Origin of the sequence: Clostridium sp. AF21-20LB (genome assembly GCF_003478795.1) — a bacterium.
In the GTDB taxonomy this organism is placed as follows: Bacteria; Bacillota; Clostridia; order Lachnospirales; family Lachnospiraceae; genus Otoolea; species Otoolea fessa.
This window is the reverse complement of record NZ_QUGD01000010.1, coordinates 79,797-93,529: the sequence shown is the minus strand read 5'-3', so window position 1 is coordinate 93,529 and position 13,733 is coordinate 79,797. Positions and strand designations below refer to the sequence as shown.

Below are 13,733 nucleotides of genomic sequence, written 5' to 3'. Positions count from 1 at the left end.
TTTATATAGATTATTAAGTAGTATAAGTGAAAAGGGGATGTTAGCTATGCATCGATTGCTGAGATATAAGTATTGGGAGTTAAGAAATAAAATTCTGAGATTAAATAATGGTATGTTATCTAATTAAAAGCAATTTATATAGATTATTAAGTAGTATAAGTGAAAAGGGGATGTTAGCTATGCATCGATTGCTGAGATATAAGTATTGGGAGTTAAGAAATAAAATTCTGAGATTAAATAATCAACGCCTTTTTTTAAAACGTAATAGAGTAAAGTGTTTTGATACAAGCCTACAGGTAAATAGACCCCAATTTGTGAATGTAAAAGAAGGCTTTTATGTTGGAAGCAATTCGAGCTGCTATGTTATATCGCTGATGGTTTTACCCCTTGCATAACTATTGGAGAAAACTTTCATGCAACAAGACAGTTTACTGTACAGTGCGCTAACAAGGTAACAATTGGAAACAATGTGCTTGTAGCTAGTGATGTTTTTATGATTGATTATAATCATGGCTTGAACCCACTGACTCCATCATATTTGGATAATTCCTTGGAGGTATCAAAAGGAATCGTTGTGGAAGATGGCGTTTGGATTGGAAATAATGTGATAATATTGGGTGGAGTTACAATTGGAAAAAAGGCTGTGATTGCAGCTGGAGCGGTTGTAACAAAAGATGTGCCTGAATATACAATCGCAGCAGGAAATCCTGCAAATGTGATAAAGAAGTATAACTTTGAAAATAAACAATGGGAGAGAGCCTGAGCATGGATAATAAAATAAAAAGAATGTCAACCGGTGTAAAAGCATCAGTTGTTTATACTGTGGCATCATTCCTTACAAGAGGTCTTGCTATTTTTACGGTACCTGTATTTACTAGGATGATGTCTACAAGTGAAATAGGTGTAGTGAATTTGTATAATTCGTGGTTTTCCATGATATCCGTTGTAACAACACTTGCTTTGACTTCAGGCGGATTTCAGTTGGCAATGAAAGAATTTCGTAATGAGCGAGATCAATACATATCCTCTGTTCTAACATTGACGTCTGGAATGTCCTGCTTGGTAGCATTAATTTATGCATTCAACCCATTGTATTGGAATAATCTTCTTGGTTTGTCCACGGGATTGGTTATTCTATTGATTTTGGAGTTGCTTTTTACACCTGCACGTGATTTTTGGCTAGCAAGACAGCGGTATGAATATAAATACAAGCTGGCGGCCATAGTTTCCTTCCTCTCTGCATTGTTTGCCTCAGTCATATCGGTTATAGCAGTAGTTTGGGGAAATTCTGCGGGAGCCCCAAATTTAGGTGAAATCCGTCTTTATGCGAACTATAGCGTAATTCTGAGTGTCGCATGTGTTATATGGATCAGTATCTATGCTAAAGGAAAAACAATCTATAATGCAAAATACTGGAAATTCTCTCTTTCTCTTAGCATTCCATTGATTGGTAATTCATTTGCCTCTCAGATATTAAGTGTTTCAGATCGGACTATGATTGGGAAAATGGTGGATAACAGTGCAGTGGGAATTTACGGTACACTATATACAGTGAGCTCTCTCTCTCTGATTGTTTGGCAAGCGATTAATGCATCGTTTGTTCCGTTCCTCTTTGAAAACATTGATAAACCAGAACGAGAACATGATATAAAAAAGATATCATCGCAACTTCTTACAGCGTTTGCTGTAGTAGCATTTGTGTTAACGATTATGGCTCCAGAGATAGTTTTAGTTCTGGCTACAAAGGAGTATTATAATGCTATTTATATTATGCCACCGATTTGTGCAGGAATTTTTCTTATTTCGCTTTCTAATATGAATACAAATGTGCTAATTTATCATAAAAAAACCAAGTTTATCATGATATCTTCTTGTGTTGCAGCAACTGTAAATGTCATTTTAAATTACTTTGGAATCAAAATGTTTGGTTATATGGCAGCAGCCTATACGACATTGATTGCATATATGATTCTAGCATTGATGCAAGGTGTTGTTTCGACACGCGTACATCGGAAGACTGTTGGTGATGAAAAAGCAACAGTATATGATATGAAGTATATTTATATGTTAGCAGTAGTTACGATTGTTTTGTGTACTTCTTGTATATTGCTCTATCAGCACACAATATTACGGTATTGCATTATCGCTGTTTTAATCGTGCTGGCAGTTGTGTTCAGAAACAAAATATTGATGCTTTTCAAGAAAAAATAAAAAATTCGTTGCATTTACAAAGAAAGGAAGCTAAATATAGCGGTAAAAGATGTTTAATTCAAGTAGAATGACATTTAGTAAAAGAAATTATATTGATTGTGTAAGGGGAATAGCCGTTTTTTTGATGGTATGGGGACATACAATTCAATGCGGAAATGGACAAGCTTTCATTGATGAGAAGTCCTATTATTCTGATTTGATTTTTCGTTCTATATACAGTTTTCACATGCCGTTATTTGCCATATTGGGGGGGGGCTCTTTTGTTCTCTTCCCTGGAAGTTTATTCTTGCCAAGAGACAATGAAAAAACGGATTGTTTCGTTGGGATTTCCGATATTAACTTGGGGAATCATTGACTTTGTAATTGGCTTAATTAACAATGGGATTCAAATGGGATTTTTCAGTATCGCAAGGTACTGTTTTTTTCTCTAGTAGGAGGAGCCTGGTTCCTGTGGGCGATTCTTATGTGTACCACTGCAGTAGTAGTCAATCGGTATTTTTTTTCATGATTCATTATTTTTTCATGTGCTGATAATGATAACGGGACTATTCTTTACGGATAGATTTAACCTAGGTTATTTCAAGTTCCTTTATCCTTTTTTTGTTGCAGGTTATTGCTGGAATCACTTATATGAAATAGTATACCCGATTGTCAATAAATTGAAGAATTGTATGATTGTTTTTGTGGTGATATTTATAGCGTGGGGAACAATGGTTTTTTCTTTTGGCCCAGAAAAGTTTATTTATACTACAGGTTATTGCTTGAAGGTTAATAACGATTTTTTTCAGCAACTATTTATTGATGTTTACAGGATTGCTATTGGTTATTTGGGATCAGGAGTAATATTACTTTTGATTTGGATGATTTTACGTTTTTCGGGAATATCCAATCTACCGTTTTTAGCTGAGCTTGGCAAGCTTTCTCTAGGGGTATATTTATTTGATGTTAATATTTCAAATTATTGCCTTAAACCTATATTTACAAATTCACAACCAAACAATAGTAGGACTTTCTTTGTATCTATAGCAGTGAGTCTTATCTGCGTGGCGATTACATTATAGTATTTCGCAGAATAGAGTGTTAAAAAAGATAATGCTTGGAGGACGATAGTTGCTCTGATGATGTGGAGGAGAGTATGGAATATTTAAGAATTCAGTCAAAAGATGATTTAAAAGATTGGCTACAATTTGAAGAAAAATTGTATTTTCAGGGGGGGGGGAAAAAGAATAAAATTGCTAGTGTTTGTATAGGTGCTGAAAAATCTATACTATGGGGGGGGGGAAAAAGAATAAAATTGCTAGTGTTTGTATAGGTGCTGAAAAATCTATACTATGGCGTTTTCAAAAAAGATTGAGAAAAACGGAGTACTATATTAATTGCAACAAGAAAGTCCGAATGATATGGTCTAAATTATTATTAAATCGAATTAGTAATAAATATTGTTTGAGAATTCCTCCAAACGTATTTGGAAAAGGTTTGAAAATTATGCATTGCGGTCCAATACTAATTAATAATGATGTACGTTTTGGAGAAAATGCACGAATTCATATGAATACAGCTATTGTTGCCAGTGGAAATAACTGTACCCCCAAATTTGCTAATAATGTCATTATTGGAGTTGGAGCAACAGTTATGGGGGATATTTTTATTGCAAACCGAAATGTGATAGGTGCGGGAGCGGTATGTAATAAGTCTTTTTATGAGGAAAATATAAATATTGCGGGCGTACCAGCGAAAAAAGTATCTGAGCGCTAAGAGTAGGTTAAGCGAAAATTAGCGGAAGTTTTATGGTGGAGAAGGAGAGTATAAAATGGTGAAAACAACATTACTTATCATGGCAGCTGGTATCGGCAGCCGATTTGGAACAGGAATTAAACAGTTGGAGCCGGTGGATGATGCGAATCATATTATCATTGATTATTCGATCCATGATGCGATTGAGGCAGGTTTCAACCATGTAGTATTTATCATCCGCAAGGATATCAAGAAAGAGTTCAAAGAGGTTATTGGTGATCGCATTGCCTCCATTTGCGCTTCTCATGATGTCACTGTGGACTATGCTTTCCAGGATATTAACGATATTCCGGGAACTCTGCCGGAAGGTCGTACAAAACCTTGGGGAACCGGTCAGGCTGTGCTTGCAGCGAAGGACGCAATTAAAACTCCGTTCATCGTCATTAACGCAGACGATTACTATGGCAAAGAAGGTTTCAAGGCTGTTCATGAGTATCTGGTGAATGGCGGCAAGTCCTGCATGGCTGGTTTTGTTCTGAAGAATACGCTGTCTGATAACGGTGGTGTAACTCGTGGTATCTGCAAGATGGATGAGCAGTACAATCTGACTGAGGTTGTTGAGACAAAGAATATTGTGAAGACGGCGGATGGGGCAGAAGCAGACGGAAAAGTGATTGATGTTGATTCTCTGGTATCCATGAACATGTGGGGGCTGACTCCTGATTTTCTGGGTGTGATGGAAGAAGGCTTCAAAGAGTTCTTTGAGAAGGAAGTCCCGGGGAATCCTCTGAAAGCAGAGTATTTGATTCCTATCTTCATCGGTGAGTTACTGAAGAAAGGTGAGATGTCTGTTAAGGTATTAAAAACCGATGATACCTGGTACGGCATGACCTACCATGAGGACGTTGCAGCCGTAAAGGACAGCTTCAAGATGATGCTAGCGGATGACGTGTACAAGGCTGACTTGTTCAGTGATCTGTAAACAACGATGAAAGAAACGATTGATTTACTTGGAAAGATCCTCACAAATATCCTAATCGCCCTCTACGAGCCATTCGGATTTTCACTCCTGCTTTCCTTCCTCGCCATGTTTTTCTACCTGTATGCTTATGAATCTATTGGAGCAGGCAAAGGCTGGAAGAATGCCATAGTGACATGGTATCAGAAGTTCAAGGAGAGTGTGTTCTTTCGGAAACTGTTTTTCCTGGCCTTTGTGACCTCACTTATTCTGTTCCGAACCCTGTTAAACCGTCAGCTGTGGATGAATCCTTTATCCGATGTCATGGGTGGCTGGGGCATCTGGGAGACTGTGAATGGCGAACAGAAGCTGACCACCGAGTGCATCGAGAACGTAATTATGATGGTGCCGTTTAGTTCGGTAGTGATGTGGACGTTTGGAGAGAAGATTGGAAACGGCTGGAAGAAGATACTGTGGCAAAGCGGGAAGATAGCGTTTGGCTTTTCTTTGATAATAGAGATGCTGCAGTTACTCCTGCGGCTCGGGACGTTTCAGCTATCTGACATCTTCTACAACACAGTCGGCGGAGTGCTAGGCGGGTTATTGTACTGTGTGGCGATGAAGGCAAGAAAGCGTCTGTAAAACTGGATGAAATTGTGATATACTGGGAGCAGTAGCTCCCTACACTGCTCGTAATAATCACACACCTCTCCGTGGTGAGCAGCAGGCAACGATCTATGATCGGCGAAGATGTGAGAAAAGAAAATTAGATTGGGGGACAATAAAATGTTTAGAATTAATCACAATGACGCAATTGAGTTGGAACATCAGGTTAGAAGGCTTTATGGCTGTGATCGAGGCGGCGTCTCTGGTATGGCTGATGCAGATTATTTTGAAGGTCATCCAATTCAGGCAGCAGTTTTGGTTGTTTCTTATATTCATGCTAATCATCGTGAGAGCGGTCCGTATCAGTTCGATGAGTTCCTCAATAAATATGAGACTATTTTTGAATATCCGGACGAGAATAATGCAGCCGATGAGGTAAGAAATTATATTGATGAGCTCAGTTCTATTGTCGAGCAGTACATTTAAAGATCAATGGGAAATGAGTGTATGTAAAAGAAAGGCTGAATGAATATGCCCAGAACGAAAGGCAGCAAGAACAAACCGAGGCAATCAATGACTACGCATCCCAGATAGCAGAGAAGCAGGAGACTATTGCATATCTGAATACTGAGATCGTATCCATTCAGAAAGCGATTGAAGAGCAGAAGAACACACTGAAAGAGAAGAAGTCTGCTCTGAAGAAGGCCGAAAAAGAAGTGGCATCCTTGGAAGCGAAGAAGGCAAAAGCAGATGCTAAGGCCGCTGAAGAAGCTAAGAAGCTGAAGCCGAGAGTGTGGTTAAGAGATTATTAGCCAGCGGTATGAGTGCGGACGAGATCCTCGAAAAACTGAAATAAAAAAGAACAAAAAAATAAATGCCGTGTGGACAAACTGAACTCCAGGAGTTCACACGGTATTTTTTGAAGGCTGTTATATAGTTTATAACGGAAATAAAAGAAGAACAAAATTATAATAAATGGAGTGTGACATAAAATGAACTTATCTAAAATACACCACATCGCAATCATCGTATCTGACTATGAAGTCGCAAAGGATTTCTATGTGAACAAACTAGGTTTCTCTGTTATCAGAGAGAACTACCGTCCAGAGCGTAAGGACTGGAAGCTGGATCTTCGTGTCAATGAGCACACGGAACTGGAGCTTTTCGCAGAGGAAAATCCGCCGAAGCGTGTGAACCGCCCGGAGGCCTGTGGCCTACGTCATCTTGCGTTCTGCGTTGATAGTATGGAACAGACGGTGAATGAGCTGGCAGAGGTCGGGATTGAATGCGAGCCAATCCGCGTGGATGATTACACCGGTAAGAAGATGACTTTCTTCCACGACCCGGATGGACTGCCGCTGGAGCTGCATGAGTAAAATGAAGAAAACAAGAAAACCAGGCGGTGGCCGGAAGAAGTTGAAGCCAGAGTACGATGCCGGGAAGAATCTGAAAGAGCAGCTGGATGCTGCTGTGGCATTTTATGGTTCTGAGATGTCCTTGCAGGCCATCGGAGATGAGTTGGGATTAAATCCCATCAAGGTACGGAAGCTGCTCATCACGGCCGGTGTGTATGAATCGGAAGTGGCGCAGAAGGTACAGGATACTTTTGAAGAATATAGAGAAATACAAGACTACAAAACGTCCATACTCTCAACCGCAAATGCGCTTCAACTCTCCAAAGCCTCCGTTACTTCGTACCTACCATATCAGAAAGGCGTGTATTTCCCAAGTACTGCATCAAAAGAGAAAATCAGTGTAGGAGCAGAGCGGCAGCGTAGATATAGAGCAATGAAGCGGTGGAGGGATGAGCCAACAGAAGAGAGCTTCTGGGGAGTGGTTCTGTCCTATGCTGGTGTGAAATTCAAAACCTACTCTGGATTGCCATTTACTTATGAGGTGCGGAAAGGCAGGAACGGCGAGTACACAAAAGAACTGTGGATCGACCGCCGGGAGAACAGTAAAAGCCTGGCATGGAGTTCAGTACTGCTGGCACTGAAGAATATTAAAGAAGAAGTAGTAGAGAGACCCAAAGCTCTGGGCGATATCCGGGGAGTGACTTACATCTACGGAATGTTCTATCGGTTCGGTTTGATCGATGTGCCGGACAAGGTAAAGGAGAAGATGGGCCGTCCAAAAGACCGCAAAAAATAGGTTGCTATGTACAGAAGTGTGCAGTAATATGTGCCATAACTGAGGATGTGAATCTCAGTTGGGAAGGACGGTAGCATTATAGAAAAATTGAAGGAAATGCTGGAGAAGTATTTGAAGAAAGCAGAGCCGGAGTATTATCCGCCTGTAGAAAATCTGCTTGATCTGATCTACGAACATTACACGGAGAATAATCCAGTAGAGAAAAACACAGTTGCCGGGAAAACCGCAAAGGCCAAGGAAAAGGAACTGGAAGAGTGGCTGCGTGGCTTGGAAGGTATGAATAGGCTCGTAGATGACTATGTCGGAGATAAGATTCCCCTCTGGGAGAAGATTATGGACCGGCAGGGAACAGTGTGCTGTGCATGGGAGAAGACTGCTTTTGAGGAAGGTCTGAAAGTCGGGATACGGCTTATGATGGAAGCATATAGTTTGTAACGAAAATAGAATGAACTCCTGGAGTTCAAAAAAGCCCTCGCTGTGTGTGATACACAGTGGGGCGCTGGTCAGTTATTATCTTCTGCCCGTATTCTGAGCAATTCCTCTATTTCATTTTTATTCGCCAAGCGCACCGCTGGCTTCTCTTTATATATTTGTGCTCCGCAGTCGGGGCATCGATCTGGCAGCTTCTCAGCAGAGAAGCAGTAACGGCAGGCATCGCAAAAATAGTAATTCAAGTCATATTCACCCCAATCTCTAATATATCTTCAAATGCAATAATGGTCGGCAGCTCTTTGCCGGTATTATTTATAAAACCTGTGTAAATTCGCAGTTCTTTGCTTATCGCATACACGGAGCTGGAGATTTTCGCTGAGGAAAATCCTCCGAAGCGTGTAAACCGTCCAGAGGCCTGTGGTCTACGCCATCTTGCGTTCTGCGTTGATAGCGTGGAGCAGACGGTGAATGAAATGGCGGAGGTAGGCATTGAATGCGAGCCAATCCGCGTGGATGATTACACCGGCAAGAAGATGACTTTCTTCCACGACCCGGATGGACTGCCGCTGGAGCTGCATGAGTAAAATGAAGAAAACCAGAAAGCCCGGTGGTGGCCGGAAGAAGCTGAAGCCGGAGTATGATGCCGGGAAGAATCTGAAAGAGCAGATGGATGCTGCTGTGGCACTTTATGGGGAGGAATGCTCCCTCCAATCCATCGCAGATGCGCTGAACCTTAACCCTATCAAAGTAAGAAAGCTCCTCATCACGGCAGGTGTGTATGAATCAGAAGTGGCGGAAAAAGTAAAAAACACTTTTGAAGAATACCGAGAAACACAGGACTACAAAACCTCCATACTCTCAACTGCAAACACCCTGAAACTTTCCAAAGCTTCCGTTACCTCATATCTTCCGTATAAAAAAGGTGTGTACTTCCCCAGTACAGAAAAAGATAAGATCAGTGTTGGAGCAGAGCGGCAGCGGAGATACAGAGCGATGAAGCGGTGAAGGCTGATCCGACAGAAGAAAACTTCTGGGGTGTGGTTCTGACCTATGCTGGAGTGAAATTTAAGACCTACTCCGGGTTGCCATTCTCTTACGAAATTAAAAAGGGCAGGAATGGCGAGTATACAAAAGAACTGTGGATCGACCGCCGAGAGAAGAGTAAAAGTCTGGCGTGGAGTTCTATAGTTTTGGCGCTGAAGAATATTAAAGGGGAGGTAGTAGACCGCCCGAAAGCTCTGGGTGATATCCGGGGAATGACCTACATATACGGAATGTTCTATCGGTTCGGACTGATTGATGTGCCGGACAAGGTAAAGGAGAAGATGGGCCGTCCAAAAGACCGCAACTCAAAGTAATAAAACGTATTATGTATGGCAGAAATAGTTTTGAATTATTGAAGGCAAAAGTACTGCTTCATGAACAATTTCGCTGTGAAATCAACTAAGTGTGGAAAGAGCCCTTACTGCCTTTTTATCGTTATGTTCTAAAGCAAAAACCAGACAACCGTGCTTATATTACGAACGAAATAAGCACAATCGTCTGGTGGTAAGGCATAGAAATCCCCCAGTCGTACACAACTGGGGGAGAAAGAAGGTGGCCCGGAGGTCATCTTCCCGGCCTCGGACCTCGCAAGGTTACCGAAACCTGATCACTGTTGAAAGTATAGCCGATGTAGTAGTGCTAGTCAAGCAGAAAGAAAACTTAGGCAGTCTTTTTAGAATTGCAATAGTCATAGAGATTCAGAAGATAGTCGGGGCTTTCTCTCCAAATTCCGGTATCATAGTCGAAAAGTGTTTCATATACCTTTTAATTTGTGAAGCGTAACAGTGCAGCTTCATAGGAAATAGTATCACGCAAAGCGAGTTCTTTGACCGTATCGCGCATGAGACTGACAGCACAGCTTTCTTTCTGCGTATCTGTGAAGTTATAGTTTGACATCTCCATAGCGGTCACGCAGTCCGGACTGAAGGATGTCAACAAACTCCTGAAACTGGACCCTTCCAATACAGAACTGGTTGCCTATAAGCAGGAGAAAACGGTATAATTGAGGAAGGCAGTTGGGTATAAGGGGTACAAGTGGTGGAGATGAAAAATATTGTGAAGACGGAAAGAGGGGCTGTTGCATGCTTGTGAGTTAGTGATTTATGGGTATCATGATAAAACAAAAACAATAATTGGAGAACCTCATTGGAATTTTGGAAAATATTGTTAGATGATATAAAAGAACCGGTTTCGTACCTTCCCATGGGAGTCGGAGCGGCGATTATGATGCTTTTGTTATTGCGGCTGGTTGCCGGGGAGAAGGCATGGAAGCGACCGCAGGTGTATTATTATTTTTTATTGGGTGTATATGAAACGGTTGTGTGGATTCAGGCGTTTTTTTCGCGGGAGTCGGGTTCCAGAACGGGGATTGACTGGCAGCTGTTTGAGACATGGGGCAGAACCTGGCAGTCCAGGGCATATATGGTTGAGAATGTGATTATGTTTCTTCCGCTTGGAGTTTTGCTGCCGTTGGCAGAAAGGCGGTGTGCCAAATGGAGGAAGATGCTTTTGATCAGTATGCTGTTGTCGATGATGATCGAGGGGATGCAGCTTGTGACAGAAAGAGGATATTGCCAGCTGGACGATGTAGTTATGAATACATTGGGCGGTTGTCTGGGATATGGGGTGATGCGGATAATCGATGCGGTGCATCGCCGTTTGCACCATTCATAGAGGGCTGCGGTATTTGTTTCAAGGTTATGGCAAATTCATATCTTTGGGGAAGGCAACACGAGAACAACAGCAGTGTTCTTCATCAAATATTTGCCTGATACCATTTAAGGCGAAAGCGTGGCTGGATTTAAAAGAACGCAAGTTAAATGGAGATCAGGTTGACAGCAAAAATATAAAGAAACATAAAAACGATGTGTTCCGATTAGCAATGTTAATCACAGCCAATGGGCTACACACTCAGCGCAAGAAGTATTGAGAATTTGCTGGCAGTCGGCTATAATGAGATCGAGAACATATGCGTGCAGAGGAGCGATGAATAGTCATCGACTGTGTGCATAAATATGATTAATTTTGGGGGTTTTATGGGGGCTGAAAGCAAAACGAGGATGACAGAGGGAAGTATCTCTAAGAAGATTATTTTATTTGCCATACCATTGTTTCTGGGGAATCTGTTTCAGCAGCTGTATAATACAGCGGATTCCCTGATTGTAGGTAATTATCTTGGCAGCAATGCACTGGCAGCAGTCAGTTCGTCGGGAAACCTGATTTTCCTGATGGTAGGTTTTATTAACGGTATTGCCATGGGAGCCGGTGTAGTAATTGCCAGGTATTATGGGGCGAAAAACAAGGATTATCTCCAGAGAGCGATTCATACAACCACAGCCTTCGGTCTGGTGGCCGGAATCACACTGACGGCTGCGGGAATGTATCTGGCACCGAAGATTCTGGTACTGATGGGAACACCAGCAGATGTACTTCCGGAATCGATAGTATATTTTCAAACCTATTTTGCAGGTTCTCTGGGTGTAGTCATGTACAATATTTTCGTTGGAATCCTGCAGTCGGTGGGGGACGGCCGCCATCCGCTGATCTATCTGATTATTTCCTCCTGTGTGAATGTGGTGCTGGATATCTTCTTTATCGCAGGACTTGGCATGGGAGTGGGATCGGCAGCCCTGGCAACGGCTATATCCCAGTTTGTCAGCGCGATTCTCTGTATGGTGCATCTGATGCGGGTGAAGGAAGATTACCGGCTGGAGCTTAGGAAGATTCGTTTTGACAGACATATGCTGAGGCAGATTATTCAGAATGGTGTACCTTCCGGTTTCCAGAACTCAGTCATTGCCATAGCCAACGTGTTTGTACAGTCCAACATCAATGCATTCGGTAAAATGGCCATGGCAGGCTGCGGAGCTTATTCTAAGGTAGAAGGTTTTGCCTTCCTGCCGGTGACCTGCTTTACTATGGCGATAACTACCTTTGTGGGACAGAATCTTGGGGCAAAGCAGTATGACAGAGCAAAGAAAGGTGCGAAGTTCGGTATCCTCTGCTCCATCTCCATTGCAGAACTGATTGGTATCACCATATATACGGCGGCACCGGTGCTGATTGCAGCATTCAACCGTGATCCGGATGTGATACATTATGGGGTGATGCAGGCCAGAACCATTGCGTTGTTTTATTGTTTATTGGCATTTACTCACTGTATCGCGGCTGTACTCCGGGGTTCCGGCAATGCTGCCGTGCCCATGATCGTTCTGCTCTGTGTATGGTGTCTGTTCCGTGTCAGCTACATCACACTGGCAGTGCGTCTGATTCCGGATATCCGGGTCATATTCTGGGCATACCCACTGACCTGGAGCATCAGCTCCGTGATTTTCCTGTTTTTGTTTTTAAGGGGAAATTGGGTGCATGGATTTGAGAAGAGGCCGAAGAAGGGATAGGTTTTTATTATATCATATGTGAAATGGCTGTTTTGAGTGGTGGACAGCTGCTTACCGGAAATGATGCAGCTGTCAAAAAATTTCTCGCAGAATCAAGTACAAAAGGATTTCGAGACCACATGAAAGTGACAGGGAGGTAACCAGATTAATGAATTATGCAGAATGTTTAGAACTGGCAAGAGGAAAAATGGGCAATTACTGTAAGGCCTGTCCGGAATGCAACGGAAGAGCCTGCAAGAATCAGATGCCGGGTCCGGGAGCCAAAGGAATCGGAGATACGGCGATTCGGAATTATGACAAATGGAAGGAAATCCGTGTCCAGATGGATACACTGGTGGAGAAACGTCCCATCGATACCTCTCTTTCGTTGTTTGGAAAGAATTTTCAGTATCCGTTTTTTGCAGGTCCGGTGGGAGCCGTGAATATGCATTACGGCGATTCACTGAATGATGTTTCTTACAATGATATATTAGTTTCTTCCTGCGCAGAGTTTGGAATTGCTGCTTTTACAGGAGACGGAATGGACAGCAATGTGATGGTGGCAGCCACGGAAGCCATCAAAAAGGCAGGGGGACTGGGAATTCCTACAGTGAAGCCATGGAATGTGGCGATGATTCGTGAAAAGATGGCGCTTGTCAAGGATGCAGGTGCTTTCGCGGCTGCCATGGATATTGATGCGGCAGGTCTTCCATTTTTGAAAAATTTCAATCCGCCGGCCGGAAGTAAATCAGTGGAGGAACTTCGTGAGATCGTGAAGGCAGCAGGAGTACCTTTTATTGTAAAAGGAATTATGACGGTAAAAGGAGCTTTGAGGCTAAAGAGGCCGGTGCAGCAGCTATTGTGGTATCTAACCATGGAGGAAGAGTCCTGGACCAGTGTCCGGCAACGGCAGAGGTTCTGGAAGAAATAGCAAAGGCAGTGGACGGTTCCATGAAAATCTTCGTGGATGGCGGAATCCGTTCCGGTACCGATGTATTTAAGGCATTGGCACTGGGGGCAGATGCGGTTATCATAGCCAGACCTTTCGTCACAGCTGTCTATGGCGGAGGCCGAGAAGGGGTCGAAGCTTATATTCAGAAGATCGGAAGTGAGCTTGCAGATACCATGGCTATGTGCGGAGTATCTTCCCTTGCTGAAATCACCCGCGACTGTGTGAGAGTGTAAAAAAGTAAACTATCAAATATAGCAAAAATTAGTAG

At 42.5% G+C, this 13,733-nt stretch carries 16 protein-coding genes and 2 pseudogenes; all 18 read left to right on the top strand.

Going from position 1 to position 13,733, the window contains the following annotated elements:
* Window positions 1–493 precede the first annotated feature (493 nt).
* The 18 genes and pseudogenes from DWX76_RS07385 to DWX76_RS07295 all read left to right on the top strand — a co-directional run bounded on the left by DWX76_RS07385 (window position 494) and on the right by DWX76_RS07295 (window position 13,698).
* Window positions 494–763: a DapH/DapD/GlmU-related protein gene (locus DWX76_RS07385; protein ID WP_118570411.1), complete on the top strand. Its 270-nt coding sequence runs from the start codon at window positions 494–496 to the stop codon at window positions 761–763.
* A 2-nt stretch (window positions 764–765) separates the two neighbouring features.
* Window positions 766–2,211, top strand: coding sequence for a lipopolysaccharide biosynthesis protein (locus DWX76_RS07380; protein WP_118570406.1), 1,446 nt, complete (start codon window positions 766–768; stop codon window positions 2,209–2,211).
* A 671-nt stretch (window positions 2,212–2,882) separates the two neighbouring features.
* Window positions 2,883–3,272 carry a hypothetical protein gene (locus DWX76_RS07370; RefSeq protein WP_118570404.1) on the top strand — a complete coding sequence of 130 codons (390 nt, stop codon included), beginning with the start codon at window positions 2,883–2,885 and terminating at the stop codon, window positions 3,270–3,272.
* A 74-nt stretch (window positions 3,273–3,346) separates the two neighbouring features.
* A complete protein-coding gene (locus tag DWX76_RS13945; RefSeq protein ID WP_182429751.1) occupies window positions 3,347–3,523 on the top strand; it encodes a hypothetical protein in 177 nt (58 codons plus the stop codon).
* Entirely contained in the window at window positions 3,481–3,966 is a 486-nt protein-coding gene (locus DWX76_RS13820) for a serine acetyltransferase (RefSeq protein ID WP_182429750.1), read from the top strand. Before DWX76_RS13945 ends, DWX76_RS13820 begins: the two co-directional genes overlap by 43 nt.
* Before the next feature lie 55 nt (window positions 3,967–4,021).
* Window positions 4,022–4,927 carry a sugar phosphate nucleotidyltransferase gene (locus DWX76_RS07365; RefSeq protein ID WP_412694017.1) on the top strand — a complete coding sequence of 302 codons (906 nt, stop codon included), beginning with the start codon at window positions 4,022–4,024 and terminating at the stop codon, window positions 4,925–4,927.
* A gap of 6 nt (window positions 4,928–4,933) precedes the next feature.
* The gene (locus DWX76_RS07360; protein ID WP_118570403.1) at window positions 4,934–5,545 is read left to right on the top strand and encodes a VanZ family protein; all 612 of its coding nucleotides are present in this window, start codon (window positions 4,934–4,936) and stop codon (window positions 5,543–5,545) included.
* 144 nt (window positions 5,546–5,689) lie between these two features.
* Window positions 5,690–5,995 (top strand): hypothetical protein, encoded by a 306-nt coding sequence (locus DWX76_RS07355; protein ID WP_147353842.1) that lies wholly within the window; start codon window positions 5,690–5,692, stop codon window positions 5,993–5,995.
* A 17-nt stretch (window positions 5,996–6,012) separates the two neighbouring features.
* Window positions 6,013–6,321 carry a hypothetical protein gene (locus DWX76_RS07350; protein ID WP_243022484.1) on the top strand — a complete coding sequence of 103 codons (309 nt, stop codon included), beginning with the start codon at window positions 6,013–6,015 and terminating at the stop codon, window positions 6,319–6,321.
* A gap of 180 nt (window positions 6,322–6,501) precedes the next feature.
* The gene (locus DWX76_RS07345) at window positions 6,502–6,885 is read left to right on the top strand and encodes a VOC family protein (RefSeq protein WP_118570401.1); all 384 of its coding nucleotides are present in this window, start codon (window positions 6,502–6,504) and stop codon (window positions 6,883–6,885) included.
* Window position 6,886: 1 nt separating this feature from the next.
* Window positions 6,887–7,660 (top strand): hypothetical protein, encoded by a 774-nt coding sequence (locus DWX76_RS14355; protein ID WP_243022483.1) that lies wholly within the window; start codon window positions 6,887–6,889, stop codon window positions 7,658–7,660.
* A 111-nt stretch (window positions 7,661–7,771) separates the two neighbouring features.
* On the top strand, window positions 7,772–8,095 hold the full coding sequence (locus DWX76_RS07335; protein WP_147353841.1) for a hypothetical protein: 324 nt from the start codon (window positions 7,772–7,774) through the stop codon (window positions 8,093–8,095).
* Window positions 8,096–8,451: 356 nt separating this feature from the next.
* Window positions 8,452–8,676, top strand: a pseudogene (locus DWX76_RS07325) (VOC family protein); the annotation flags it as partial.
* A gap of 1 nt (window position 8,677) precedes the next feature.
* Complete coding sequence (locus DWX76_RS07320; RefSeq protein WP_118570399.1) at window positions 8,678–9,097, top strand: hypothetical protein; 420 nt, start codon at window positions 8,678–8,680, stop codon at window positions 9,095–9,097.
* A complete protein-coding gene (locus DWX76_RS07315; RefSeq protein WP_118522117.1) occupies window positions 9,094–9,450 on the top strand; it encodes a hypothetical protein in 357 nt (118 codons plus the stop codon). Before DWX76_RS07320 ends, DWX76_RS07315 begins: the two co-directional genes overlap by 4 nt.
* A gap of 832 nt (window positions 9,451–10,282) precedes the next feature.
* Window positions 10,283–10,810, top strand: coding sequence for a VanZ family protein (locus DWX76_RS07310; RefSeq protein WP_118570398.1), 528 nt, complete (start codon window positions 10,283–10,285; stop codon window positions 10,808–10,810).
* A gap of 362 nt (window positions 10,811–11,172) precedes the next feature.
* Window positions 11,173–12,534: an MATE family efflux transporter gene (locus DWX76_RS07300; protein ID WP_118570408.1), complete on the top strand. Its 1,362-nt coding sequence runs from the start codon at window positions 11,173–11,175 to the stop codon at window positions 12,532–12,534.
* 148 nt (window positions 12,535–12,682) lie between these two features.
* A pseudogene (locus DWX76_RS07295) lies at window positions 12,683–13,698 on the top strand (alpha-hydroxy-acid oxidizing protein).
* Window positions 13,699–13,733 lie beyond the last annotated feature (35 nt).